The sequence below is a fragment of the Micromonospora sp. NPDC020750 genome (genome assembly GCF_044334565.1).
Lineage (GTDB): Bacteria > Actinomycetota > Actinomycetes > Mycobacteriales > Micromonosporaceae > Micromonospora.
On record NZ_JBIRTH010000003.1, the window covers coordinates 241,778 to 266,621 of the forward strand.

The 24,844-nt window shown below is 76.2% G+C and carries 19 protein-coding genes and 4 pseudogenes; 11 read left to right on the plus strand and 12 right to left on the minus strand.

Annotation, left to right across the window (positions count from 1 at the left end):
* Nucleotides 1-38: 38 nt before the first annotated feature.
* The 8 genes and pseudogenes from ACH4T9_RS11295 to ACH4T9_RS11330 form a co-directional block, all read right to left on the minus strand.
* On the minus strand, nt 39-1,316 hold the full coding sequence (locus ACH4T9_RS11295; protein WP_396670956.1) for an alkaline phosphatase family protein: 1,278 nt from the start codon (nt 1,314-1,316) through the stop codon (nt 39-41).
* Nucleotides 1,313-2,080 (minus strand): methyltransferase domain-containing protein, encoded by a 768-nt coding sequence (locus tag ACH4T9_RS11300; RefSeq protein ID WP_396670957.1) that lies wholly within the window; start codon nt 2,078-2,080, stop codon nt 1,313-1,315. Before ACH4T9_RS11300 ends, ACH4T9_RS11295 begins: the two co-directional genes overlap by 4 nt.
* A 78-nt stretch (nt 2,081-2,158) precedes the next feature.
* Complete coding sequence (locus ACH4T9_RS11305) at nt 2,159-2,338, minus strand: hypothetical protein (protein WP_387023514.1); 180 nt, start codon at nt 2,336-2,338, stop codon at nt 2,159-2,161.
* An 89-nt stretch (nt 2,339-2,427) separates the two neighbouring features.
* Nucleotides 2,428-5,826, minus strand: a complete 3,399-nt coding sequence (locus ACH4T9_RS11310) for an error-prone DNA polymerase (RefSeq protein ID WP_396670958.1) — start codon at nt 5,824-5,826, stop codon at nt 2,428-2,430.
* Nucleotides 5,827-5,916: 90 nt separating this feature from the next.
* Nucleotides 5,917-6,252: pseudogene (locus tag ACH4T9_RS11315) on the minus strand (DNA polymerase Y family protein); the annotation flags it as partial.
* A 171-nt stretch (nt 6,253-6,423) separates the two neighbouring features.
* A pseudogene (locus tag ACH4T9_RS11320) lies at nt 6,424-7,668 on the minus strand (DNA polymerase Y family protein); the annotation flags it as partial.
* A 188-nt stretch (nt 7,669-7,856) separates the two neighbouring features.
* A pseudogene (locus ACH4T9_RS11325) lies at nt 7,857-8,594 on the minus strand (hypothetical protein); the annotation flags it as partial.
* Between the two features lie 102 nt (nt 8,595-8,696).
* Nucleotides 8,697-9,146, minus strand: a complete 450-nt coding sequence (locus ACH4T9_RS11330; RefSeq protein WP_387023519.1) for an SAV_6107 family HEPN domain-containing protein — start codon at nt 9,144-9,146, stop codon at nt 8,697-8,699.
* 573 nt (nt 9,147-9,719) lie between these two features.
* Here ACH4T9_RS11330 and ACH4T9_RS11335 point away from each other — a divergent pair.
* From ACH4T9_RS11335 to ACH4T9_RS11365, 7 genes and pseudogenes are all read left to right on the plus strand, one after another.
* A pseudogene (locus ACH4T9_RS11335) lies at nt 9,720-10,565 on the plus strand (EamA family transporter); the annotation flags it as partial.
* Nucleotides 10,566-10,754: 189 nt separating this feature from the next.
* Nucleotides 10,755-11,243 carry a YbaK/EbsC family protein gene (locus tag ACH4T9_RS11340; protein WP_350882954.1) on the plus strand — a complete coding sequence of 163 codons (489 nt, stop codon included), beginning with the start codon at nt 10,755-10,757 and terminating at the stop codon, nt 11,241-11,243.
* Nucleotides 11,240-11,977, plus strand: coding sequence for a monooxygenase (locus ACH4T9_RS11345; RefSeq protein WP_396670959.1), 738 nt, complete (start codon nt 11,240-11,242; stop codon nt 11,975-11,977). Before ACH4T9_RS11340 ends, ACH4T9_RS11345 begins: the two co-directional genes overlap by 4 nt.
* Nucleotides 11,974-12,564: a GNAT family N-acetyltransferase gene (locus ACH4T9_RS11350; RefSeq protein ID WP_396670960.1), complete on the plus strand. Its 591-nt coding sequence runs from the start codon at nt 11,974-11,976 to the stop codon at nt 12,562-12,564. The genes ACH4T9_RS11345 and ACH4T9_RS11350 overlap by 4 nt, the downstream gene beginning before the upstream one ends.
* Nucleotides 12,561-13,382, plus strand: a complete 822-nt coding sequence (locus ACH4T9_RS11355) for a carotenoid biosynthesis protein (RefSeq protein ID WP_396670961.1) — start codon at nt 12,561-12,563, stop codon at nt 13,380-13,382. Before ACH4T9_RS11350 ends, ACH4T9_RS11355 begins: the two co-directional genes overlap by 4 nt.
* The gene (locus tag ACH4T9_RS11360; RefSeq protein WP_396670962.1) at nt 13,379-14,506 is read left to right on the plus strand and encodes a glycosyltransferase; all 1,128 of its coding nucleotides are present in this window, start codon (nt 13,379-13,381) and stop codon (nt 14,504-14,506) included. The genes ACH4T9_RS11355 and ACH4T9_RS11360 overlap by 4 nt, the downstream gene beginning before the upstream one ends.
* An 11-nt stretch (nt 14,507-14,517) precedes the next feature.
* The gene (locus ACH4T9_RS11365) at nt 14,518-16,005 is read left to right on the plus strand and encodes a phytoene desaturase family protein (protein WP_396670963.1); all 1,488 of its coding nucleotides are present in this window, start codon (nt 14,518-14,520) and stop codon (nt 16,003-16,005) included.
* 210 nt (nt 16,006-16,215) lie between these two features.
* Here ACH4T9_RS11365 and ACH4T9_RS11370 read toward each other — a convergent pair whose 3' ends face one another.
* Both ACH4T9_RS11370 and metF read right to left on the minus strand, forming a co-directional pair.
* Complete coding sequence (locus ACH4T9_RS11370) at nt 16,216-16,905, minus strand: CDP-alcohol phosphatidyltransferase family protein (protein WP_396670964.1); 690 nt, start codon at nt 16,903-16,905, stop codon at nt 16,216-16,218.
* Between the two features lie 43 nt (nt 16,906-16,948).
* Nucleotides 16,949-17,866, minus strand: a complete 918-nt coding sequence (metF, locus tag ACH4T9_RS11375) for a methylenetetrahydrofolate reductase [NAD(P)H] (protein WP_396670965.1) — start codon at nt 17,864-17,866, stop codon at nt 16,949-16,951.
* Between the two features lie 304 nt (nt 17,867-18,170).
* Between metF and ACH4T9_RS11380 the strand changes: the two genes are divergently transcribed.
* Together ACH4T9_RS11380 and ACH4T9_RS11385 are read left to right on the plus strand one after the other, a co-directional pair.
* Complete coding sequence (locus tag ACH4T9_RS11380; protein WP_396670966.1) at nt 18,171-18,818, plus strand: helix-turn-helix domain-containing protein; 648 nt, start codon at nt 18,171-18,173, stop codon at nt 18,816-18,818.
* Between the two features lie 10 nt (nt 18,819-18,828).
* Nucleotides 18,829-19,911: a polyprenyl synthetase family protein gene (locus ACH4T9_RS11385; protein WP_396670967.1), complete on the plus strand. Its 1,083-nt coding sequence runs from the start codon at nt 18,829-18,831 to the stop codon at nt 19,909-19,911.
* Nucleotides 19,912-20,101: 190 nt separating this feature from the next.
* On the opposite strand, the gene ACH4T9_RS11390 is transcribed toward ACH4T9_RS11385, so the two are convergent.
* On the minus strand, nt 20,102-20,494 hold the full coding sequence (locus ACH4T9_RS11390; protein ID WP_396670968.1) for an Rv2175c family DNA-binding protein: 393 nt from the start codon (nt 20,492-20,494) through the stop codon (nt 20,102-20,104).
* Nucleotides 20,495-20,668: 174 nt separating this feature from the next.
* Between ACH4T9_RS11390 and pknB the strand changes: the two genes are divergently transcribed.
* Together pknB and ACH4T9_RS11400 are read left to right on the plus strand one after the other, a co-directional pair.
* Nucleotides 20,669-22,654: a Stk1 family PASTA domain-containing Ser/Thr kinase gene (gene pknB / locus ACH4T9_RS11395; RefSeq protein WP_396670969.1), complete on the plus strand. Its 1,986-nt coding sequence runs from the start codon at nt 20,669-20,671 to the stop codon at nt 22,652-22,654.
* A 2-nt stretch (nt 22,655-22,656) separates the two neighbouring features.
* Nucleotides 22,657-23,526, plus strand: a complete 870-nt coding sequence (locus tag ACH4T9_RS11400) for a deoxyribonuclease IV (RefSeq protein WP_396670970.1) — start codon at nt 22,657-22,659, stop codon at nt 23,524-23,526.
* Nucleotides 23,527-23,768: 242 nt separating this feature from the next.
* Here ACH4T9_RS11400 and ACH4T9_RS11405 read toward each other — a convergent pair whose 3' ends face one another.
* Entirely contained in the window at nt 23,769-24,806 is a 1,038-nt protein-coding gene (locus tag ACH4T9_RS11405) for a threonine aldolase family protein (protein ID WP_396671459.1), read from the minus strand.
* Between the last annotated feature and the right edge of the window lie 38 nt (nt 24,807-24,844).

Below are 24,844 nucleotides of genomic sequence, written 5' to 3' on the forward strand. Positions count from 1 at the left end.
AGCCCCCGGGTACGACACCCCGGGGACCGCACGGCGGCTCAGCCGCGGACCACCAGCAGCGGGATGGTCATCTCGGCCGCCGTGTCCGCCCCGTGGTACGCCACCAGGCGCGACTCGATCGGCTTCTCCGACCGGGTGGCCACCACCGCGGACGTGCCCCGGCAGACCACCACCACGTCGCCGACCCGGCGCAGGTGCACCTCCGGCACCGGGCCGAACCAACCGGTGGCCACCGCCTCGCCCCGGTGCAGCACCCGGGCCGCGTCGCCGAGCACCGCCGACCAGGCCGCCACCACGTCGTCGGCCGCGCCGGGCTCGACGTGCAGGTAACGGACCCGGGGTTCGCCGGCCAGCACCCGCACCCCGGCCCGCAACCCGGGGTCGGCGTCGAAGTCGACCCGGTCCGCCACCGGCACGTCGAGCTGGCCGTGATCGGCCGTGACCAGCAGCGCGGCGTCCTTCGGGAGGCCGTCGACCAGCCGGGCGAGCAGCTCGTCCACCACGGCGGCGGCGACCCGCCACGGCGCGGAGTCGACCCCGCTGAGATGGCCGTGCCGGTCCAGGTCGGGGTGGTAGCCGGAGACCAGGGTCGGCCCGGTCCCCGCGGCCAGCGCGGTGAGCATCGCGGCAGCGAGCGCGTCGGCGTCGGCGGCGCCCCGGTAGTCGCCGCCCCGGTTGGCGGCCAGGGTGAGGCCGCTGCCGGCGTACTCGGGACGGCTCACCACGGTCACCGCGACCCCGGCGGCGCGGGCCCGTTCGAACTGGGTGGCGACGGGCTGCCAGCGCAGCGGCTCCGGGTCGCCGGCCCACTCGATGTGGCTGAGCACCCGGTCGGTGCCGGGTACCCGGACCTTGAAGCCGAGCACCCCGTGCGCGCCGGGGGCCACGCCGGTGCCCAGGGTCACCAGGCTGGTCGGGGTGGTCGACGGGAAACCGGAGGTGAGCGGGCGGCCGACGGTCGCGGCCAGCCCGGCCAGGGTCGGGGCGTACGGGGCGGCGGTGGGGATCTGGTGCCAGCCGAGCCCGTCGACCAGCAGCACGGCGACCCGCCGCACCCCGGCCAGCCCGGGGGTCAGCCCGAGCAGGTCCACGGCCCCCGGCACCCCGAGCACCGCCAGCGCGCTGGGCAGCACGTCGGCCAGGCTTCCGCCGCCGTACCGGGGCGCGACCGGCTCCAGCGGCGCGACCGGCTCCATCCGCGCGACCGGGAACTCCGGCCCCGGCGCCGGGCGGGCCGGCGTGACCGGGAACTCCGGCCCGCCCGACGGCGCCGGGCGGGCCGGATCGCCGGGCAGGGGCGGCACGGGCCCGGTCATACCGGCCGGCGCGCGAACAGATGCAGCTGGGCGGCGAGGTCCCGGTACGGCGGCCGGGCGGCCAGGGCCCGCTCCAACTCGACCAGGGCGGCCTGTTGGCCGTCCGCGACGGCGGCGGGGAGCAGGTCGGCCAGGACGCGTACCCCGTGGATCTCCTCGACCGCGAGGCCCCCGTCGGTGAGCAGCGCCGCGGCGCGGTCGGCGTCGTAGCGCCGGCGCAGGGTGTCCCGGGGACCGGCGGCGCCGGCCGGGTCGGCGGCCACGGCGGCAGCCAGGTCGAGGTGGCCGTTCATCGCCCGGCCGAGCACCGCGGCGGCCTGCCCGGCGACCAGGACGCTGGCCGCGCCGCCCGGGCGCAGCGCGGCGACCAGCGCGGCCACCACCGGCGCGGGGTCGTCGACCACCTCCAGCACGGAGTGGCAGAGCACCAGATCGACGCTCGCCGGCTCGACCAGCCCGGCGAGCGCGTCGCCGTCGCCCTGCACGGCGCGTACCCGGTCGGCGACGCCGGCCTCGGCGGCCCGGCGGGTCAGCGCGGCGAGGGCGTCGGGGCTGGCGTCGACCACGGTGACCCCGTGCCCGGCCTGGGCCAGCGGCACGGCGAACCCGCCGGTGCCGCCGCCGACGTCGAGGACGGTGAGCCGGTCATCGGCGCGGCGGTCCAGTTCGGCCCGGAGCACGGACCAGATAACGGCGGTACGGGGGGTCAACGGCGGGCCGGTGAGCCGGCCACGGGTCTGCTCCACGCGGTCGAGCCTAGTCACCTGGTCCAGCCGCCCGGCGCATCCGGTGGCCGGGGAACGGCGACCGGTCGAGCCGGGCGGGCTCCGGACCGGGTGGTGTCAGGACTCGCCGCCGCCGGCCGGGTCGTCCTCGGCACGGGACCGGCGGGCGTTGGCCACCGGTCCGTCCGTCACCGAGTATTCGCGAATCTCGGTGGTGTGCGCCGCGACCCAACCGGCATCGAGCCGGGTGCGTCGGGCGTTGGCCACCGCACCGGTGTACGTGTCGTTACCCGCCACTCGTTCTACCCCCTCGTGGAACCCGGGCCACTCTGCCCGCGCGCGGTCACAAGTCTCCCTCGCGATCGCCCGCCACACTGTAACGTCGATCACCGGAAGTCGCGGGAGGCCGGGGCGACCGGCGGCTCGATCGGGTCGAGCCGGTCGGCGGTGAGGCTGATCACCCCCTCGTGCCGCTGCAACCGGCCGCGCACCACCAGGGCGGCGCTGGTCCGCGCCACCCGCCGGTGGCGCTGCCACAGCCCCGGCGAGCAGGTGACGTTGAGCATGCCGGTCTCGTCCTCCAGATTGAGGAAGGTGACCCCGCCTGCGGTGGCCGGCCGCTGCCGGTGGGTGACGATCCCGCCGACCCGGATCCGCCGACCCGGCTCCACCCGGCCGAGCCGGGCGATCGGCACCGCACCGAGGGCGTCGAGGCGGTCCCGGATGAACCGGGCCGGGTGGCTCTCCGGCGACAACCCGGTCGCCCAGACGTCGGCGACGAGGCGGTCCACCGCCTCCATCCCCGGCAGGGTCGGGGCGGTCGCGCCGGTCACCGTGCCCGGCAGCCGGCCCGGCCGGTCCTGGGCCGCCGCCCCGGCGGCCCAGAGCGCCTGCCGCCGGGTCAGCCCGAAGCAGGCGAAGGCGTCCGCGGTGGCCAGCGCCTCCAGCTGCGCGGCGGTGAGACCCACCCGCCGGGCCAGGTCCGGCATGTCCCGGTACGGCCCGTGCGCCGCCCGCTCGTCCTCGATCCGCTCGGCCACGCCGTCGCCGAGGGTACGCACGCCGCCCAGCCCGAGCCGGACGGCCGGCCCGCCGAGCCCCCACTCGTGCGGGGGCTCCCCGGGGGCGCTGCCCCACCGGGTGACCGGGGTGGACTCGAGGACGGCCTTCGCGCCGCTGGCGTTGACGTCCGGCCGGCGAACCTCCACCCCGTGCCGGCGGGCGTCGTCGACCAGGGTCTGCGGCGAGTAGAAGCCCATCGGCTGGGCGTTGAGCAGGGCGGCCAGGAACGGGCCCGGGTGGTAACGCTTGAGCCAGGAGCTGGCGTACACCAGGTAGGCGAAGCTCATCGCGTGGCTCTCCGGGAAGCCGTAGCTGGCGAACGCGGTGAGCTTGCGGTAGACGTCGTCGGCCAACTCCCCGGCGATGCCGCGCTCGGCCATCCCGGCGTAGAGCCGCTCGGCGATCTGCGCCATCCGCTCCACCGAGCGCTTGGCCCCCATCGCCCGGCGGAGCTGGTCGGCCCCGGCCGCGTCGAAGCCCGCGAGGTCGATGGCGAGCTGCATGAGCTGCTCCTGGAACAGCGGCACGCCGAGGGTCTTCTCCAGCGCGTTGCGCATCAGCGGATGCGCGAACGTCACCGGCTCCTGGCCGTTCTTGCGCCGGATGTACGGGTGCACCGAGCCGCCCTGGATCGGGCCGGGACGGATCAGCGCCACCTCCACCACCAGGTCGTAGAACTCGCGGGGCTTGAGCCGGGGCAGGGTGGCCATCTGGGCACGGCTCTCCACCTGGAACACCCCGACCGAGTCGGCCCGGCAGAGCATGTCGTACACCTCGGGGTCGTCCAGCGTCATGTCGCCCAGGTCGAGGGTCTCGCCGATCATGTCGTAGCCGTAGTGCAGGGCGGAGAGCATACCGAGGCCGAGCAGGTCGAACTTGACCAGGCCGACGGCTGCGCAGTCGTCCTTGTCCCACTGGAGCACGCTGCGCCCGGGCATCCGGCCCCACTCCACCGGGCAGACCTCGATCACCGGCCGGTCGCAGATGACCATCCCACCCGAGTGGATGCCCAGGTGCCGGGGGAACGTCTGCAACTCGTCGGCGTACGCGACGACCTGCTCGGGGATGCCCTCGACGTCGACGGAGGCGACGGAGCCCCAGCGGTCGATCTGCCTGCTCCAGGCGTCCTGCTGGCCGGGCGAGAAGCCGAACGCCTTCGCCACGTCCCGCACCGCCGACCGGGGCCGGTACGAGATGACGTTGGCGACCTGGGCGGTGTGCTCCCGGCCGTACCGGGCGTAGACGTGCTGGATGACCTCCTCCCGGCGGTCGGACTCGATGTCCACGTCGATGTCGGGCGGGCCGTCGCGCTCCGGGGCGAGGAAGCGCTCGAAGAGCAGCCGGTGCCGGACGGCGTCCACGTTGGTGATCCGCAGCGCGTAGCAGACCGCCGAGTTCGCCGCAGACCCCCGGCCCTGGCAGTAGATGTCCTGCCGGCGGCAGAACGTGACGATGTCGTACACCACCAGGAAGTAGCCGGGGAAGCCCAGCTCGTCGATCATCCGCAGTTCGTGGTCGAGCTGCCGGTACGCCGCCGGGTGCGCCCCGGGTGGCCCGTACCGCTCCCGGGCGCCGTCCATGGTGAGCCGGCGCAGCCAGGTCATCTCGGTGTGCCCCGGCGGCACCGGGTACGCCGGCAGCCGTGGCGCCACGAGCTGGAGGTCGAACGCCAGTTCCGCGCCGAACTCGGCGGCCCGGGCCACCGCACCCGGGTACGCGGCGAACCGGGCCGCCATCTCCTCTCCGCTGCGCAGGTGCGCGGTGGACGCGGCGGGCAGCCAGCCGTCGATCTCGTCCAGGCTGCGCCGGGCCCGCACCGCGGCCAGGGTGGTGGCCAGCCGGCGCCGGCCCGGCGTGGCGTAGTGCACGTTGTTCGTGGCCACCGTGGGCAGCCCCGCCGCGGCGGCCAGCTCGGCGAGGGCGTCGTTGCGGTCGGCGTCGACCGGATGGCCGTGGTCGGTCAGCTCCACCGCCACCGTGTCCGCGCCGAACAGCGCGGTCAGCCGGTCCAGCTCCCAGGCCGCCGCGTCGACGCCCTCGGTGAGCAGCGCCGCCGGCACGTGCCCCTTGCGGCAGCCGGTGAGCACCAGCACGTGGTCGCGCAGCTCGGCGGCGAGTTCCTCCAACTCGCCGTAGTCCGGGCGGCCCTTCTCCCCGCCGCGTAGCTGGGCGCGGGCGATGGTACGGGCCAGCCGCGCGTACCCCTCGGGGCCGTGGGCGAGGGCGAGCAGGTGGGTGCCGCGCGGGTCGGGCTCGCCGTTCTGCGGGCCGGGCAGGCCCAGCGACAGCTCCGCGCCGATCACCGTGGGCAGTCCCAGCGCACGGGCCGACTCGGCGAAGCGGACCACGCCGTAGAAGCCGTCGTGATCGGTGACGGCGAGCGCGGTGAGCCCGAGCCGGGCCGCCTCCTCAGCCAGTTCCCCGGGGTGGCTGGCCCCGTCCAGGAAGCTGAAGTTGCTGTGCGCGTGCAACTCGGCGTAGGGCACCGCGCCGCCGGGGCGGAACGGCTCCGACGGCCGGGACGGCTCCGACGGCCGGGACGGCTCCGACGGCCGGGACGGCTCCCGCCGGCGCCCCCGGGCCGGCGCGTCGCCCCCGTCGGCGTCGACGGCGAGTGGATCCACCACGTGCAGGTGCCGCCCACCCGCCATCGCGCCGCCGGACCGCCCGGAGAGCACCCGCTCCAACTCCGCCCACTGCATCCGCGGATTGTGGAAACTCACCACGCCCCCGGTTCGGCGGAGATCTTGGAAGATTCCGGCCCCTGGAGGGGCCGGAATCTTCCAAGAACCGCGGGTAGGGCGGCCCGTCGGTCAGTCATAGATGGCCTCCACCAGCCACTGGCCGGCCTCGACCGCGAGGAGGAGGGCGGCCCCGTCGGCCAGGCAGACCTGGAACCGGGCCCGGCGGCGGGCCTCGGCCGGCGCCCACCAGCGCTCGTCCACCGGCCACGGGCCGGCCCAGCCGACGATGTCCACCGGACGGGCCGTGCCGACCACCAGTCGGGCGGGGGCGGCGCTCACCTGGAGCCGGGCGCTGACCCCGACCGGCTCGCCGACGGCGTCGTACACCGTCGCGGCCAGCGGCGCGGGGAGCACCACGGCCGGCGCGGGCGGCGGAAGGCGCCCCGGCCACGGAGGAACACCGGGTCCGGTGGCGCCACCGACCCCGGCGGCGGACCCGACGACACCACCAGCTCCGACAGCACCACTGGACCCGACAGCACCGCCGGACCCGACAGCACCACTGGACCTGACAGCACCGCCGGACCCGACGACACCGCCGGACCCCGCCGGTTCCACCGGCGACGGCAGGGCATCCCGGCCCGGCCAGGTGGGCGCGCCCGGGCGGGCGGGCAGCCGCTCGTCGCCCCAGGGCACCAGCCGCACCTGGTCGGCCGGGGACCGCCCGCCGCCGAGCACCGCGGTGACCACCGCCTCGGGGCCGAGGATGCCCTGCACCCGGCTCAACGCCCGGTGCGCCCGCTCCCGTTCCTCGCCCGCCTCCCCCCACAGCCCGGGTTGCAGGCCGGCCTGGGCGAGCACCCCGTCGGGCACCAGCCGCAACCGGATGATCCCGGCTGTCGGCCGGGCCGGGCGGGCGCCGGGCCGCCCGGTGCTGCCGGAGAGCCAACCGTCGAGCTGCCAGCGCACCCGGTCGGCGATGGCCGCGGCGGTGAGCAGGCCGTCGTGCCGCCAGACCCGGTGCAGCTCCTGGCCGTGTGCGGTAACCGCCTCGATGCCGAGCCGGGTGCAGGCCAGGCCGTGCGCGGCCAGCCGGTCGTGCAACCGCTCGGCCAGCGCACGGGCGGCGAAGGCCGCCGCGTCCACCCGGTCGATCGGCTCGTCGTGGTCGGCGGTGACCGCCAGGTCGGCCGGGGGCTGACGGACGGCCAACGGCCGGTGGTCCCGGCCTGCGGCGAGCCGGTGGGCCAGCGCACCGTCGAACCCGAACCGGGCCAGCACGTCCCCCGCCGGCAGCGCGGCGAAGTCCCCGAGGGTACGGACACCGAGCCGACGCAGCAGGTCGGCCAGGGCCGGCCGGCCGAGTGCCTCCACCGGCAGGCCCGCCAGGAACCCGGGCGTGCCGCCGGCGGGCACCACCTGTCCGACGCGGGCGGCGAGGCCGGCGGCGAACACCCCGTCGGCGATCCCCACCTGGCTCTCCACCGCGCAGGTCTGCGCGACGTGCTCGACGAGCCGCTCGGCGGCTGGCTCCTCGCCGCCGAGATAGCGGCTCGGACCCCGCGCGCCCAGCGCGCAGGCGCCCGGGCGGACCACCTCGACCCCGGCGGCGACCTCCTCGACCGCGGCGACCACCGGCTCGAACGCCCGGGCGTCCCGGCCCGGGTCGTGGTCGACGACGGTCAGCTGCGGGCAACGCCCCTGCGCCTCCCGCTTGCGCAGCCCTCGACGGACGCCCTCGGCGCGGGCCCGCTCGGAGCAGGCGACCACCCGATTGGCGTGCAGCACGGCGACCGGCCCGATGGCCGGTACCCCGTCGACGATCTCGGCGGCCAGCACCGGCCAGTCCGGGCACCAGAGCAGCAGCGTGCGCGTCGGCACCCCGGTCACGCGGGACCGACCACGGCAAGCCCGCCACGGTCGGGCGGGACGCCGGAGGCGGACGCGCCACGATGGCCCGCAACGCCGCGACGGGACGGGACATCGCGGACGAGCCCGCCACGGGCGGGCGGGACGTCGAAGGTGGGCGGGACGTCGAGGGCGGGCGGAACGTCGAAGGCGGGCGGGAACGCCGGGGACACCGGACGGAGCCGGCCGGCGGCCGAGCGGCCGGTGACGGAGGCGGCCGGGACGGCTGCCGGGCGGGGGATGACCCGGGTGAGCCCGTCGCCGGGGAGCCAGACCTTGATCTCCTTGGGCCGGGCGGCCGCGCCCCGCCCCCGGGCGGAGACGGTGACCTCGCGCCGACGCAGCCGGCCCCGGCCCTGTCCCAGCCCCTCCCAGACGCCCCGGACCACCTGCAACGTGATGTCCGCGCCGTCCCAGCGGCCGTACGGGACGAGCACGCTGCCCCGCTGCCGGGCCCGGGCGGCCAGCCGGTTGGCGACCGAGGCCGAGACGGTGGCCGGCACGGCGGCCACCACCACGTCGACCCCGTCGATCAGCGCGGCGACGACGGTGGGCCATTCCGGCCCCGGCTGCGGCACCAGGGCGAGCCGGTCCAGGGCGAGCCCGGCCTCGGCCGCCGCGCCCGCGCCGAAGGTCGGCACCCCCACCACGGCGCACCACGAGCCGGCTCGGGACGCCTCGGCGAGCAGCGCCAGCAGCAGCGACGTGCCGCCGCTGCGCCGGGGCTGGCCGGTGGCGACCGCGATCGTGCTGCCCCGGCGCAGCCCTCGGTTGGGCAGCAGGCCGGTCAGCTCGGGGGGCACCGGGAGCACCCGCTGCCCGCCGGCCGGGTCCGGCGCGCTCGCCGGGCGTACCAGGCCCGCGAGCGCGGCGGAACCGATCACCATTCGGCCCGCCATCGGACCTACCCCCCGTCGTGCTCGTCGTGCCGGAATCGGAGCCCTGCGCGGGCTGGGCGGAGGCCGCCCCTCCGGGGGCAGCGCCCGCCGGGCGGCGCTCGTTCAGGCGGCCAGGCCGTCGAGCGCCGGCTGATGGGCCAGCCCGAGGGTGGTCTCCACCACCGTCACGAACTGCTCGGCCGCCCGGAGCAGGTCGTCTGCCTGCCGGGCGGTGACCACCCGGGGGATGCCGGCCTCGGCCGCGGCGCGCTTGCTGGCACCGGCCGCGAAGAACGCCGCCCACTCGTCGAGCTCGGGGGCGACGGTGGAGAGCAGGACCCAGACGCTGGTGATCCGGTTGCGCCGGGCCGGGGCGGGGCGGGCCCGGGCTGCGAGCAGGGCTGCGGCGGCGCGGAGCGCGGCTAGGTGGGCCGCCGCGTAGCGCAGCCCGTCCGGGCCGGTCCGGGCGGCTTCGGTCAGCCCGTGGCGGGCCACCGCGAGAAGCTGGGCCGGGGTGCGGTGCGGCAGCACATGTGCCGGCACCGTCGGTGGCTGGGCCGGGTTGGTCGGCATGGGCCGTCTCCTCCACGTGGCCGGGGCGGGGCGCGGGCGACCGGGGCCGCCGGCGCACGGGCCGTCGAGTGGTGCGGAGGAAGACGCACCGTTGGGGGGCCGGCCGGGTGTGGACGCTTCCCCACACCACACCCGGCCGGCGTACCGGCGGGTTCGTCGCCCGCCGCCCGGGGGTCGTGGGCGGCGGGCGACGCTCCTGCCTGACGGGCCCGGACTCGCGACTGCCCGGGACCCAGGTGCGGCCCGCGGAGCCGCACCGCCCGGGGCCGGTGCCGCGAAACACCGCCCGGGCTGTTGGAACGAGTGTTCTAGACAATCGAACACTCGTTCTAACTGCTGCTGACAGTACACCCCGCGCCCGACGAAAATGCAACGTACGGCGGACGGGCGCGGTGCAGCGACAACGACCGGTCGGCCCCCCGCGCCGGACCGGCTCCCCGCACCCGACGGGGCCCGACCGCCCGGCGCCCGCGCGGGGCGCGGACGGGTAACGAGCGCCCATCCCTACGCCCCTGACGACCGCGGCGCTAGCCTCTGCTCGTGACGACCTCCCGCCCCGCCCTCGGCGTCGCCATGGTGCTCGGCTCGGGAGCCCTGTTCGCCGTCAACGGCACGGTCTCCAAGCTGGTGCTCCGGGCCGGCCTGAACGCCCAGCAGCTCACCCTGCTGCGCGCGCTCGGCGCCGTCACGGGCCTGCTCCTGCTGAGCCTGGTGCTGCGCCCGGGCGTGCGCCGGCTCCGGACCACCCCCCGGCAGATTCCGCTGCTGGTCGCGTACGGCCTGACCGGCTTCTTCCTGGTGCCGATGCTCTACTTCGTCGCCATCTCCCGGCTGCCGGTCGGCCTCGGCCTGCTGTTCGAGTACTCCGCCCCGCTGCTGGTCGCCCTCTGGGCCCGGTTCGGCCAGCGACACCGGGTCCGCCCCCGGCTCTGGGCCGGCCTGGCGCTGAGCCTCGCCGGGCTGGGCTGCGTGGCCGAGGTGTGGGGCGAGCTGAAGCTGGACGGGCTCGGCATCCTCGCCGGCCTCGGCGCGGCGGTCTTCCTGGCCGTCTACTACGTGCTCGGCGCGCGTGGCGTGCAGGGGCGGGACACCCTGTCGCTGTGCACCTGGGCGTTCGGCGCGTCCGCCGTGGCCGGGTTGCTCACCCGGGCGGTCACCGCCGGCACCGGCGGCTGGGAGCCGCTGACCGGCAGCGCGGCGGGCGTCCCGGTCGCCCTGCTCTGCGGGTACGTGGTGGTGCTCGGCTCGATCGTGCCGTACCTGCTGGTGGCGGGCGCGATGCGGCACCTGCCGGCGACCAGCGTCGGGATCGTCGGCATGGTGGAGCCGGTACTCGCCGCGGCGGTCGCCTGGGTGGTCATCGGCGACGGCGAGACGCTCAACACCGCACAACTCGGCGGCGGGGCGCTGGTGCTGCTCGGGGTGGCGCTGGCCGAGACGGCCCGGGTGGCCACACCCCGGGCGAGCACGCCGCCCGCGCCCGACACCGTCACGCTCGACCCGGCACCGCCCGCCCGGCCGCTCAAGGGGCCGGGGAACGAACGGGCCGGACGAGGCTCGGGCCGCCCCTGGGAGCTGGGCGGGAGCGGGCCGGGAAGAATAGGCGTCATGCAGTCACACCCGAACGTACGGGCGATGCGGGAGGCCCTCGACGCCGCGGGCGCGCTCGACGGCGCCGGCCGACCCAGCGCGGTTCGCCTGCTGCCCGAGGCGGTGCACACCGCCGCCGCGGCGGCCGAGGCGCTCGGCGTGGGCGTCGGCGCCATCGCCAACTCGCTGGTCTTCGCCGCCGACGACGCCCCGCTGCTGGTGCTCACCTCCGGCGCGCACCGGGTGGACACGGCCGGCCTGGCCGCGTCCCTCGGGGTCACCCACCTGCGCCGGGCCACTCCCGAGTTCGTCCGGCAGCACACCGGCCAGGTGATCGGCGGGGTCGCCCCGCTCGGCCACCCCGCGCCGCTGCGCACCCTGGTCGACACCGCCCTGGAGGGGTACGACGAGGTCTGGGCGGCCGGCGGGGTGCCCCGGGCGGTCTTCCCCACCACGTACGCGGAGCTGCTCCGGATCACCGCCGGCACCCCGGCCGAGGTGGCGTGAGCGGCGTACCCGAGCTGGTCACCCTGCACGTCTGGCGGATTTCCCGGGCGGCGCTGCCCGGGGCGCTGGCCCGGATGGCGACGCACCCGACGCGGCTGCGCCGCACCGACGGGGTGCGGTTCGGCAAGTTGCTCGGCACCGGGACCGGCACCGGCTTCGGCCCCAGCGACGCCGACCTGACCCGCTGGGCGGCGCTGGCCGTCTGGGACTCGCCGGCCGCCGCGGCCGGCTTCGCCGACTCGCCCGTGGGCCGCTCCTGGGCCCGCGTCGCCCGCTCCTCGGCCCGGGTGGACCTGCGCCCGCTGACCAGCCGGGGTGAGTGGTCCGGCCGACGCCCGTTCGGCGAGCCGTCCGGCGGCCGGGTCGCCGGCCCGGTGCTGGCGCTGACCCGGGCCCGGCTGCGGGCCCGCCGGGCGGCCACCTTCTGGCGGGCGGTGCCGCCGGTGGCCGCCGCCCTGCACGCCGCGCCCGGCCTGCTGGCCCGGTTCGGCGTCGGCGAGGCCCCGCTGGGTTGGCAGGGCACGGTCAGCGTGTGGCGCGACACGGCGGACCTCGTCGCGTTCGCGTACCGTCACCCCGAGCACCGCGCCGCGATCACGCGCACCCCCACCGCAGGGTGGTACGCGGAGGAACTCTTCGCGCGGTTCGAGGTGCGCGACGTGGTCGGCGACCGGTCGGTGCTGGGTTGGGTCGCCGACGGCGATCCGGAGACGGCGAAGGATGGACGGGCATGAGGTTGGTGCGCTGGACGCCGGACGACCTGGTCCGGCGGCTGGACGACGTGGTGGCCGTCTACGGCGAGGCGATGAACTACCGGACGGACCTGTTGGCGGCCCGGCGCGGCTACATCGCCACCCACGTGCGCCGCCCCGGCTTCCGCGCCGTCGCCAGCCTCACCTCCGAGGGCCACCTGGCCGGCTTCGGGTACGGATACCTCGGCGCCGCAGGCCAGTGGTGGCACGACCAGGTGCACCGGGCGCTGGACGGCGACGCCCGGCGGCGCTGGCTCGCCGACTGCTTCGAGGTGGTCGAGCTGCACGTCCGGCCGCCCGCGCAGGGGCACGGCCTGGGCGCTCGGCAGCTCACCGCCCTGCTCACCATGGCACCGGGCAGCGCCACCCTGCTGTCCACCCCGGAGGCCGACGAGCAGCACTCCCGTGCCTGGCGGCTGTACCGTCGGTTCGGCTTCGTCGACGTGCTGCGCCACTTCCACTTCCCCGGCGACGAACGCCCGTTCGGCATCCTCGGCCGGGACCTCCCGCTCACCCCGCAGGCCCCCGCGGACCGGGCGGCCTCCGCCCCGGGCCCGGGCGTGCCGTGACCCGACCCCGGCTGACCCGGGCCGGGCTGGACGGCCGGCTGCCCTGGGCCGGACTGGGCGTGCTGGTCCTGGCCCAGATCTGCTACCCGCTCACCACCGGCGCCACCCGGGCCGGGCTGACCGTAGCCACCGTCGTGCTCGGGTGCCTGCTCTCGGTCGGTCACGCGCTGCTGAGCCGGGGGCCCCGCGCGGCGGTGGCGCTGGTCGCCGTGGCCACCGGCGGCGGCTTCGCGATCGAGGCCCTGGGAGTGGCCACCGGCTTCCCGTTCGGCAGCTACGACTACTCCGGCGAGCTGGGCCCGAAGCTGGCCGGGGTGCCCCTGATCATCCCGCTCGCCTGGACGTGGATGGCCTGGCCGGCCTGGCTGACCGCGGCCCGGCTCACCCCGCCCGGGGTCGGCCGGGTGGCGCTCGCAGCCGTCGGGCTGGCCGCCTGGGACCTCTTCCTCGACCCGCAGATGGTCGCCGAGGGCTACTGGGTGTGGCGGGACGCCACCCCGGCGCTGCCCGGCCTGCCCGGCGTGCCGGTCAGCAACTACCTCGGCTGGCTGCTGTTCGCGGCGCTGCTGATGGCGGCGCTGCGCCCGCTGGCCGGGCCGGTGATCGACCACGCGGACTCCCGGGACGCCCCGATGTTCGCGCTCTACCTGTGGACGTACCTGTCCAGCATCCTGGCCCACGCGGTCTTCCTCGGCCTGCCCGCCTCGGCGGCGTGGGGCGCTGCCGGGATGGCGGTGGCCGCCGTGCCGCTGGCCCTGGCACTGCGCCGGGAACACCGGGAGCGCCGCCCGCGCCGGCCGGCCGACGCCACCGCATGACCGGCGTCCTGCTGCTGGTCGCGGGCGTCGCCGCGCTCACCGCGCACACCTGGGTCAACGCCACCCGGTGGCTGCGCCGCCCCGCCGACGGGCCGGTCGAGGTCGCCGAGACCGTCGCGTTGCTGCTGCCGCTGCGCGACGAGGCCGCCCGGGTCACCCCGTGCCTGCGGGCGCTGCTCGCCCAGCGGGGCGTGCCCGACCTGCGGATCGTGGTGCTCGACGACGGCTCGACCGACGGCACCGCCGGCGTGGTCCGTGCGGTGGCCGGCGCCGACCCCCGGGTCACCCTGCTCACCGGGGTTGCCCCGCCGCCGGGCTGGCTGGGCAAGCCGCACGCCTGCCACCAGCTCGCCACCCGGGCCGACCCGGCCGCCACCGTGCTGGCGTTCGTCGACGCCGACGTGGTGCTCACCCCGTACGCGGTGGCGGCGGCGGTGGCGGAGCTGCGCGCCGCGCGGGTGACGCTGCTGTCGCCGTACCCCCGGATCGTGGTGGCGACGGCGGCCGACCGGCTGGTGCAGCCGCTGTTGCAGTGGCTGTGGCTGACCTTCCTGCCGCTGCGGGCGATGGAGCGATCGCCGCGGCCGTCGCTGGCCGCGGCCGGCGGGCAGTTCCTGGTGGCGGACCGGGCCGGGTACGACGCGGCCGGCGGGCACGCCGCCGTGCGCGCGAGGGTCCTGGAGGACATCGAGCTGGCCCGGGCGGTCAAGCGGTCCGGCGGCCGGATCGCCCTCGCCGACGGCTCCCGGCTGGCCGCCTGCCGGATGTACGACGACTGGCCGCAGCTGCGCGACGGCTACACCAAGTCGCTGTGGGCCACGTTCGGCCACCCGGGCGCGGCGGCGGCCGTGCTGGCCCTGCTGCTCCTGCTGTACACCGCTCCCCCGCTGCTGGCGCTGGGGGCCCTCGCGGCGGGCGCTCCGGCGGTCGCGGCGGCGGCGTTCCTCGGCTACCTGCTCGGGGCCGCCGGGCGGGCGGTCAGCGCCCGGGCGACCGGCGGCCGGTGGTGGCCCGACGCGCTCGGCCACCCCGTGTCGGTCGTGGTCCTCGGTTGGCTGACCCTGCGGTCGTACCATCTGCGGAAGCGGCGCCGCCTGTCCTGGCGCGGCCGCCCGGTCAGCTAGGAGGGCACGTCATGGCGCGGATCGTGGTCGTCGGCGCAGGGGTGGGCGGGCTGGCCACCGCCGCCCGGTTGGCCGCCACCGGGCACGAGGTGACCGTCTTCGAGCGGGCCGACACCGTCGGCGGCAAGCTCGGCCGGTACGTCCACGACACCCCCGGCGGGTCGTTCCACTTCGACACCGGGCCGAGTCTGCTCACCCTGCCGGAGGTCTTCCACGACCTGTTCGAGGCGACCGGGGCGAAGCTCGACGAGTACCTCGACCTGGTCCCGGTGGACCCGATCGTCCGGCACGTCTTCCCCGACGGGGCCACGCTCGACTCGTGCGCCGACCCGGCGGAGTTCGCCGCCCGCGTCGGGGCGGCGTTCGGCGACCGGGCCGCCGCCGACTGGCAGCGGCTGTGGCGACGCGCCGCCCGGGTCTGGGACGCCTCGCACTCCGACGTCCTGCGCCGGGCCGTCGACTCCCCGCTGGACCTCGCCGGGCTGGCCTGGCGGCTGGGCGACCTCGCCGCGATCGGGCCCGGCCGCACCCTGCGCGGGCTGGGCCGCCGACACCTGTCCGACCCCCGGTTGCGGATGCTGCTGGACCGGTACGCCACCTACACCGGGGCCGACCCCCGCCGGGCCCCGGCCGCGCTGGTCGCCGTGCCGTACGCCGAGCTGACGTTCGGCGGCTGGTACCTGCGCGGCGGCCTGGGCACCCTCGCTGACGCGCTGCTGACCCGGTGCCTGGACCTCGGCGTGGTCGTGCGGACCGGCACCGCGGTCACCCGGATCGACGCCGCGGGCGGCCGGGTGCACGGGGTACGCCTGGCCGGCGTCGCCGCGCCCGTCCCCGCCGACGTGGTGGTGGCCAACGTGGACGCGCTGACCGTCTACCGGGACCTACTGCCCAGCCCGCGCCGGCTGGCCGGGCTCACCGACCGCAGCCTCGCCGGCTTCGTCCTGCTGCTCGGGGTGACCGGTGACACCGGGCTGGCCCACCACAACGTGTTCTTCCCGCGCGACTACGACGCCGAGTTCGACGCGGTCTTCGGCCACCCGGGGCGCGGGATCCGGGCCCGTCCCGCGCCCGACCCGACGGTCTTCGTCACCGTCGCCGACGACCCGGCCGTCCGCCCCGAGGGGCAGGAGGCGTGGTTCGTGCTGGTCAACGCCGCCCGGCACGGCACCGCCACCGGGGCGGTGGACTGGCGCCGGCCGGGGCTCGCCGACGCGTACGCCGAGCGGGTCCTCGACGTGCTCGCCGAGCGGGGCGTGGACGTGCGGGACCGGCTGGCGTTCCGGGAGGTCCGCACCCCGGCCGACCTGGACGTCACCACCGGCGCGCCCGGCGGGTCGATCTACGGCACGGCCGGCGGCCTGCTCCGCCCGGCCAACCGGGGCCCGGCGGCCGGCCTCTGGCTCGTCGGCGGCTCCACCCACCCGGGCGGCGGCCTCCCGATGGTCGCCCTCTCCGCGCAGATCGTCGCCGACGAGATCGGCCCCGCCTGGGCCTGAGAAAAGCCAATCCCACCCCGCTCCCGCCTCACCCCCGCCCCCGCCCCCGCCCCCGCCCCCGCCCCCGCCCCAAGATCATCGCAGTTTCACGGAAAGAGTGGCCTCGACGAGCCTGGAGGCCACTCTTTCCGTGAAACTGCGCGACGTCGGGAGCGAGTGCGAGGCGGGGCGGGGCGAGGGCGGGACGGGGTTTGGTGGGGTGGGGTGTCGTCAGTCGGCGTCGATGAGGGCGCGGCGGACGGTGGAGAGGAGTTGGCCCAGGCCGAAGCCGGCGAGCAGCACCCAGACGGCGGTGGCCATGGTGATGGTGCCGGCGGTCAGGTCCGGGTCGATCAGTCCGGCCAGCCCGGCCAGCAGCAGCCCGACCAGGGCCACGCAGACCCGGGTGGGACGCTCCCCCACGGTGACCACGCTGATCTCCCGCATCCCGGCCGAGACCGCCCGGGCCCGGACGTACTCGTGCAGCCAGGACAGCCCGCCCGCGGCTACGACCAGCGGGCCCGGCGCGCCCAACAGCCAGAACGCGGCCAGCCAGGCGACCTCGCCGAGCCGGTCGGCCACGGAGTCGTAGACGTACCCGAGCCGGGTGGTGCGGTTGGTGGCGACCGCCACCGCGCCGTCGACGCTGTCGGCCACCGAGGCGGCCAGCACGAACAGCGCCCCGATGATCGGCCCGTTCACGGGCCGGACGGCGAACAGCGGTACGCAGAGGCAGAGCAGCACGCCCACCACGGTGACCGCGGTCGGGGCGACCCGCAGCCGGCCCAGCACGTACCCGACGTGGTAGGCGAACCGCAGCCAGGCGCGGACCACCGGGGCCGCCACCCGGGGATCGAAGCCCCCGTGCAGCCGCGCCCACGCCGTCGCGTATTCGTCCCAGTTCAGCTGACTGCCCACCACGGAACAACCGTCGCATCGGCGCTCAGGTGTCGCGCCACGGGGGTCACACCCGGGTGTCGACCTGCAACTGCTGCCAGACCTCCCGGGTCGCGGTGGACCGGTTGAGGGTGATGAAGTGAATCCCGGGGATGCCCTCGTCCAGCAGCCGTCGGCACATCTCGGCCGCCTGCTCGATGCCGAGCCGGCGGACCGCCTCCGGGTCGTCGGCGACCTGGGCGAACCGCGCGGCCAGGACCGGTGGGAACGGCGCCCCGGAAAGCTGCGTCGAGCGCTCGATGGTGCTCAGCTGGGTGACCGGCATCACCCCGGCCAGAATGGGGGTGGCGCAGCCGGCCGCCGCCACCCGGTCGCGCAGCCGCAGGTAGTCGTCGGCGTCGAAGAACATCTGGGTGATCGCGAACTCCGCACCGGCCTGGCACTTGCGGACGAAGTTCGCGGTGTCGCCGGCCACGTCGGCCGAGCGCGGGTGCTTGTACGGAAAGGCGGCCACCCCGACGCTGAAGTCGCCGGCGTCGCGGACCAGCCGGACCAGATCCTCGGCGTAGAGCACGCCCTCGGGGTGGCGGACCCACTCCCCGCCCGGGTCGCCCGGCGGGTCGCCCCGCACCGCCAGAATGTTGCGCACCCCGACGCCGGCCAACCGGCCGATGACGTTGCGCAGCTCGGCGACGGAGTGGTTGACCGCGGTCAGGTGCGCCATCGGCAGCAGGGTGGTCTCGGTGGCGATCCGCTCGGTCACCGCGACCGTGGTGTCCCGGGTCGACCCGCCGGCCCCGTAGGTGATCGACACGAACGACGGGCGCAGCGACTCCAGCTCGCGGATCGCCTGCCAGAGCAGCCGCTCACCCTGCGGAGTCTTGGGCGGGAAGAACTCGAACGAGAAGGTGGGCTGACGGTCGCGGATCAGCTCCCCGATCGCCGGCTGCGGATTGGGGAGGACCGAGGGAAGACCGAGCGCCACGCCTGAACTCTAGCGGCCGGCACCTGCCGGGCCCAGGGCTTTCCCACCTGGCGCGACCGCACCAGGATCCGCGGGACGGAACCGGTCGTCCCGGTGCCCGGAGGGCGGGCCGTACCGACCCTGAGGTTCCTCTCGCACCACGCCACGACGGCCACCGTCGTACCCCCGGAGTAGACAGGTGGGCAGCGCGGACGGGGCCGGCTCCCGGGGGCCCGCGCGGGGGTCAGCACCGACCGGCGGCGTCCGGTCCCGCCCGTTCGGGCAGGTCGACGCCGCCACCGCGCCGACCCCTCCCGGAGGACCGATGACGCCGCCCACGCCACCCGGCCCCGAGCCGCTCGGGCCGCTGCTCGCCCGGCTCCGGTTGGCCCGGGGTCGCAGTCAGCAGCTCCTCGCCGCCGAGCTGTGCGCCGCCTCGGGCGTGCCCACGCTGAGTCGGCACGAGGTGTCGCGCTGGGAGCGGCAGCTCCGCGTGCCGGGGGACTTCTGGCTGGGATGGCTGGCCGTGACCCTCGCCGTGCCGGTCGAGCTACTGGCCGAGGCCGCCGAGCACAGCCGGCCAGCGCGCCGGGGCACGCCGGCGGCCGGCCCGGCACGCCCGCGAGCCGGCGGTACGGCGACACGCCGCCCTCGCCTGCGCGGCGGCCCGTCACCTGCCCGACCGGTGCCACCATCCGACCGACACCACCACCCGACCGGCGCCGCCACCCGGCCAGCGCCACCACCCGACCGGCGCCGCCACCCGGCCAGCGCCACCACCCGACCGGCGCCACCACCCGACCGGCGCCACCACCCGGCCAGCGCCACCACCCGACCGGCCAGTCCACCGGGCGGGCCGGCGATCACCGCCCGCGACCAGGCGCTGACTCCGGCGCGACGGCGCTCGGCAGCCGGAGTGGCCTACGGCGCGCCATGGGCCACGGATGCGACGCGGTCCCGGGCGACCCGCTAGCGTCGGGGGCGTGACCCACGCTGCTCCCGTGTCCCCCGTCGACCGCGCCGGCCTGCGTCAACGGGTCGACAAGGCCCTGACCGAGTTCCTGGCCGGCCAGCACGCCTGGATGAAGGGCGTCGACGAAGACCTGGTGCCGGTGGCCGAGGCGATCGAGGCGTTCGTGCTGGGCGGCGGCAAGCGGCTGCGCCCGGCCTTCGCGTACTGGGGGTTCCGGGGCGCCGGCGGGGGCGACTCGGACCAGGTGGTGACCGCGCTGGCCGCACTGGAGTTCGTGCAGGCCAGCGCGCTGATCCACGACGACCTGATGGACCGCTCGGACACCCGGCGCGGCGAGCCGGCGGTGCACCGGCGGTTCGCCGCCCGGCATCGCGGCGCCGGCTGGGGCGGCAACGCCGACGGGTTCGGCGACGCGGCGGCGATCCTGCTCGGCGACCTGTGTCTGGTCTGGTCCGACGAGCTGCTGCACTCCGCCGGGTTGGACCCGCGGATCGTGGCCCGGGCCCGCCCGGTCTTCGACGAGATGCGCACCGAGGTCACCGTTGGGCAGTACCTCGACGTGCTCACCCAGGCCACCGGCGACACCTCGGTGGAGCGCGCGGGCAAGGTCGCCCGGTACAAGTCGGCGAAGTACACGGTCGAGCGTCCGCTGCTGCTGGGCGCCGCGCTGGCCGGCGCGACGGCGGACGTCCGGGCGGCCTACTCGGCGTACGGGCTGCCGCTGGGCGAGGCGTTCCAGTTGCGCGACGACGTGCTGGGGGTGTTCGGCGACCCGTCGCAGACCGGCAAGCCGGCCGGCGACGATCTGCGCGAGGGCAAGCGGACGTACCTGGTCGCGGTGGCCGCGGAGGCCACCGACGCGGCCGGCCGGGAGCTACTGCTCGGCCGGCTCGGCGACCCGGGCCTGGACGAGGACGGGGTAACCCGGCTGCGCGAGCTGATCACTTCGACCGGGGCGCTGGCCCGCACCGAGGAACGGATCGCCACGCTGACCGACACGGCGCTGGCCGCGCTGGCCGCCGTCGATTTGGAGACGGAGGCCCGCCAGGCCCTGGTCGACCTCGCCGTCGCCGCCACCCGCCGCGCCGACTGACCCCGTCCCGCCCGGCCGACCCGCCATCCCGGCCAGGCCCGCCCGGTGCAGCCAAGCCCGCCCGGTACGGCCAAGCCCGCCCGGTACGGCCAAGCCCGCCCGGTGCAGCGCAGCCCGCCCGGTACGGCGCAGTCCGCCCGACCCGCCCGGTGCGACGGGAAACAGGGGTCGGGCGGGGTGGGTCAGGGGGTCAGAAGCCGAGGGCCTGGGCGCGGCGCTTGACCTCGCGGGCGTGGTCGCCGCCGAGCGTGGCGGCCGGGGTGCCGCCGGACAGGGTGTCGTCGGGCTCGTAGAGCCAACGCAGCGCGGCCTCGTCGTCGTAGCCGGCGTCGGTCATCAGGGTGAGCACCCCGGGCAGGTGCTTGAGCACGGTTTGGTTGGCCACCAGGTCGACGGGAATCCGGCGGACGCCGTCGCGGCGCACCGCGAGCAACTCCCGGTCCCGGATCATCTGGTGGATCTTGCTGATCGACAGGTCGAGGCGCTCGGCGACGTCCGGCAGGGTCAGCCAGCGGGCCGGATCGGTCGGGCCGGCGGGGCCGGCGCCGGAGGCAGCCTGGTCGGAGGGTACGGAGTCGGTCACCCGATCACCCTGCCACGTTGCCGGCAGCAGCGGCGAGGGCACCCCCTCAACCGGTCCGGACGGGCACCGGGAGGGCTCCGGGGACGACGTGAGCGCGGCGGGAAGGACCCTCTCGCCAACCATCTGTAGCATCCTGTTCAACCTCTGCCCCCTGGACACATAGACTGCCTGCCGATGGACACACAGGTCGCCGACACGTTGCTGGGCTCGCTGGTCGACGGGCGCTACCGCATTCGCGGTCGCGTGGCCCGTGGCGGCATGGCGACCGTGTACACCGCCACCGACGAGCGCCTGGAGCGCACCGTCGCGGTCAAGATCATTCACCCGACCCAGGCCGCCGAGACGCGGGCCCGGATGGCCGGGTTCCTGGAGCGGTTCACCGACGAGGCGAAGACCATCGCCCGGCTGACCCACCCGAACGTGGTGGCGGTCTACGACCAGGGCACCCACGCCGGCCTGCCGTACCTGGTGATGGAGTACGTGCGCGGCCGGACGCTGCGCGACGTGCTCGCCGAGCGGCGCCGGCTGCACCCGGACGAGGCGCTGGCGATCATGGAGCAGATGCTCGCCGCGATCGCCGCCGCGCATCGGGCCGGCCTGGTGCACCGCGACGTCAAACCGGAGAACGTGCTGGTCGCCGAGGCGCCCGCCGGCGGGGTCGCCAACCTGGTCGACAGCGTGGTCAAGGTCGCCGACTTCGGGCTGGCCCGGGCGGTGGAGGCCAGCGCCGAGGACGAGCCGGGCAACCAGCTCATGGCCACGGTGGCGTACGTCGCGCCGGAACTGGTCACCGACGGGCACTCCGACACCCGCACCGACGTCTACTCGGCCGGCATCGTGCTGTTCGAAATGCTCACCGGCCGGGTCCCGTACGACGGCGACCGGCCGGTGGACGTCGCCTGGCAGCACGTCGACAACGACGTGCCGGCCCCGTCGACGCTGGTGCCGGGGCTGCCGAAGGCGCTCGACGAACTCGTCGCCCGGGCCACCCGACGCGACCCGGAGGCGCGGCCGGCCGACGCCGGCGTCCTGCTGGCCGAGGTCCAGGTCGCCCGCGACGAGCTGGGCAACCCGAACGCGCACACCGCCGTGCTGCGCGCGGTGACCGACGACGCAACCCCGCTGACTCAGCCCACCATGGTGGTAGCGGCGGTCCGGCCCGCCGAGCGCCCGGCCTGGGCCCGGCTGCCCGAGCACAAGGAGCAGCGCCCGCACCGGCGGCGGGCCGAGCCGGAGAGCCCCGGTCCGGGCGGCCGGATCGCCGCCCTGCGGGCCCGGGTGCTTGGCGACCGGCGGGGGCGCATGGGCCTGCTCGCGGCGGCCGTGGTGCTCGTCCTGATCGCCGCGCTCACCGGCTGGTGGTTCGGGGTGGGCCGGTACACGGTGGCCCCGGAACTGGTCAGCCTCAGCAAGGCCGAGGCGCAGGCGCAGGCGACCCGGGGCGGTTTCACCCTCGAGTACGCCGAGCCCCGCTACGACGAGAAGGTCCCGCGCGACGGCGTGGTGGCACAGAGCCCGGTCTCGGCCGCCCGGATCCTCAAGGGCGGTGCCATCACCCTCACCCTCTCGCTGGGGCCGGACCGGTTCCCCGTGCCGGACGTGGTCGGCAAGGAGTTCGAGCTGGCCCAGGCCGACCTGGTCAACGCCAAGCTGGTGGTCGCCAAGGGCACCCCCCGGTACGACGACAACCTGCCCGAGGGCGTGGTGGTGGACACCAACCCGAAGGTCGGTGCCGAGGTCAAGCCGGGCGCGAAGGTCACCGTCATCCTGAGCAAGGGCAAGGCCCCGATCTCGGTGCCGAACCTCGTCGGCAAGAGCGTCAACGAGGCCCGCACCGCCCTGTCCCAGCTCGGCCTGGTGCCGGTCGAGACGTACAAGGACTCGGACAAGCCGAAGGACGAGATCCTCGGGCAGAGCCCGGCGGACGGCGCGGGCGTGGAGAAGGGGGCCCAGGTCAAGCTGGACGTCAGCAAGGGCCCCGCCCCGGTGGTCGTGCCCCGGGTGCTCGACCTGCCCTGTCAGCAGGCCAAGCAGCAGTTGGAGAGCCAGGGCTTCCCGGTGAACGTGCAGTTCAACCCGAACGGCATCGTCCGGTTCCAGAACCCGGGCGAGAACGCCCAGGTGGCGCCGGGCACCCAGATCACGATCGGGTGTCTGTAGAGATGTCGGCGTCCGTTCTCCGCCGGCCGGTCGGCTCGCACACCCCCACGTCGGGCGGACTGGCGAAGGCCGCCCTGCCGTACGTCGACGCGGCCGGCTCCGAGGCCGTCCAGGTCTACGTCTCCAACTCCCGGGGCTGGGCGCTCCCGGCGGGCGACCCGGCCCAGGACACGCTGTTCCGCGACGGCTGCGCCGAGCGGGGCGTGCCGGTGTTCGTCCACGCGTCGCTGCTGGTGAACCTCGGCTCCCCCACCCCGGCAACGGTCGAGCGGTCGGCGCAGACCCTGGCCCACGCGCTGCGCCGGGGGCGGGCGATCGGCGCCCTCGGGGTGGTCTTCCACGCCGGCAGCGCGGTCGACCCGGGTCACGCCGACGCGGCCATGCGTCAGGTACGCGAGGCGCTGCTGCCCCTGCTCGACGAGACGCTGGCGACGGGTGGCCCGCTGCTGCTGGTCGAGCCGAGCGCGGGTGGCGGCCGGTCGCTGGCCTCCCGGGTGGAGCATCTCGGCCCGTACCTGGACTCGGTGGACCGACACCCCGGCCTGGGCGTCTGCTTCGACACCTGCCACGCCTGGGCCGCCGGGCACGACCTGGCCGTCGAGGGCGGCATGACGGCCTGCCTGGACACGCTGGTCGCCACGGTCGGGCCGGACCGGCTTCGGCTGGTGCACGCCAACGACTCGAAGGACCTGTGCGGCTCGACCCGGGACCGGCACGAGAACATCGGCAAGGGCGGCATCGGCGAGCCGGCGTTCGCCGAGCTGATGTCCCACCCCGCCACGGCGGGCATCCCGGTGGTGGTGGAGACCCCCACCGAAAAACACGAGGGCCACGCCGCCGACATAGCCACCCTCACCCGCCTCCACCCCTGACCCACCCCACCGGCCGGCCGGGCCACGGACGGGCTTGGGTGATCAAGGTGCGTTACGTCATTCGAGCCGGATCCCGGCGCAAACCTCTTGATCACCCAGGGCGATTGCGAAGTCGGGCGGGAGCGCTACCCACGCCCGCCGCGATCGGCGACCGCAAGCGAACGACCCGACGGGGTGGTGGGCCACGCGACGGCGGTGGCCCGACCGGCGGTGATGACGTGATCACCGGGGCGATCCGCAGGTTAGGGGTGGAGGAGGGTTGTCAGGATCTGGCTGGCGTGGGCGATGGCGGTGTCGTCGACGTCCAGGTGGGTGACCAGGCGGGCGGTGCGCGGGCCGAGGACCGAGATCAGCACGCCCTCGGCGCGGGCGGCGGCGGCCAGGCCCCGCGCGTCCAGCGGAGACTTGGTCAGGTCCAGCGGGACGATGTTCGTCCGCACCGCCGAGGCGAGCACCCCGAACGGCGCGACCGCCTCGGCCAGTCGGGCGGCCTTCGCGTGGTCGTCGGCGAGCCGCTGGACGTGGTGCGCGAGGGCGTACCGGCCGGCGGCGGCAAGCACGCCGGCCTGGCGCATCCCGCCGCCCATCCGCTTGCGGACGAACCGGGCCCGCTCGATCTTCTCCGCGCTGCCGACGACGAGCGAGCCGACCGGCGCGCCGAGGCCCTTGGACAGGCAGACCGACATGGTGTCGAACAAGGCTCCGTAGGTGGCCAGCGGCACGGCGTCCGCGACGTGCGCGTGCCAGATCCGGGCGCCGTCGCAGTGCAGGGCCAGCCCGTTGGCGTCGGCGACCCGGCGCAGCTCGTGCAGGGTGGCCAGCGGGATCACCCCGCCGCCGCCGCGGTTGTGGGTCTGCTCCACGGCGATGGCCCGGGTCGGCACCGCGAAGTAGCCGTCCGGCCGGACCATGCCGGCGACCAGTTCGGGGTTGATGTCCGCGCCGTCCGCCGGCCAGGTCCGCGACGAGATCCCGCCGTACGCCGCCGCCGCGCCGATCTCGTACGTGACGATGTGCGCGTCGGCGTCGCAGAGCAGTTCGTCTCCGGGCGGCACCACCAGTTGCAGGGCGATCTGGTTGGCCATCGACCCGGTCGGGGCGAACAGCGCCGCCTCGTGCCCGAACAGGGCGGCGACCTCGGCCTCCAGGGCGTTGACCGTCGGGTCCTCGCCGTAGACGTCGTCGCCGACCTCGGCGTTGGCCATCGCCTCCCGCATCCGGGCGGTGGGCCGGGTCACGGTGTCCGAGCGCAGGTCGACGAGAAGCTCAGCCACAGTCATCCCTTCGGCCGCCGACTGCGGGGCTCGCAAGCTCACTC

What these genes read in the sequence shown, in the direction of transcription:
- ACH4T9_RS11295 (WP_396670956.1), bottom strand. Translation starts at nt 1,316, where the DNA reads ATGACCGGGCCCGTGCCGCCCCTGCCCGGCGATCCGGCCCGCCCGGCG.
- ACH4T9_RS11330 (WP_387023519.1), bottom strand. Translation starts at nt 9,146, where the DNA reads ATGCCGACCAACCCGGCCCAGCCACCGACGGTGCCGGCACATGTGCTG.
- ACH4T9_RS11340 (WP_350882954.1), top strand. Translation starts at nt 10,755, where the DNA reads ATGCAGTCACACCCGAACGTACGGGCGATGCGGGAGGCCCTCGACGCC.
- ACH4T9_RS11350 (WP_396670960.1), top strand. Translation starts at nt 11,974, where the DNA reads ATGAGGTTGGTGCGCTGGACGCCGGACGACCTGGTCCGGCGGCTGGAC.
- ACH4T9_RS11360 (WP_396670962.1), top strand. Translation starts at nt 13,379, where the DNA reads ATGACCGGCGTCCTGCTGCTGGTCGCGGGCGTCGCCGCGCTCACCGCG.
- ACH4T9_RS11365 (WP_396670963.1), top strand. Translation starts at nt 14,518, where the DNA reads ATGGCGCGGATCGTGGTCGTCGGCGCAGGGGTGGGCGGGCTGGCCACC.
- ACH4T9_RS11380 (WP_396670966.1), top strand. Translation starts at nt 18,171, where the DNA reads ATGACGCCGCCCACGCCACCCGGCCCCGAGCCGCTCGGGCCGCTGCTC.
- pknB (WP_396670969.1), top strand. Translation starts at nt 20,669, where the DNA reads ATGGACACACAGGTCGCCGACACGTTGCTGGGCTCGCTGGTCGACGGG.
- ACH4T9_RS11400 (WP_396670970.1), top strand. Translation starts at nt 22,657, where the DNA reads ATGTCGGCGTCCGTTCTCCGCCGGCCGGTCGGCTCGCACACCCCCACG.
- ACH4T9_RS11405 (WP_396671459.1), bottom strand. Translation starts at nt 24,806, where the DNA reads ATGACTGTGGCTGAGCTTCTCGTCGACCTGCGCTCGGACACCGTGACC.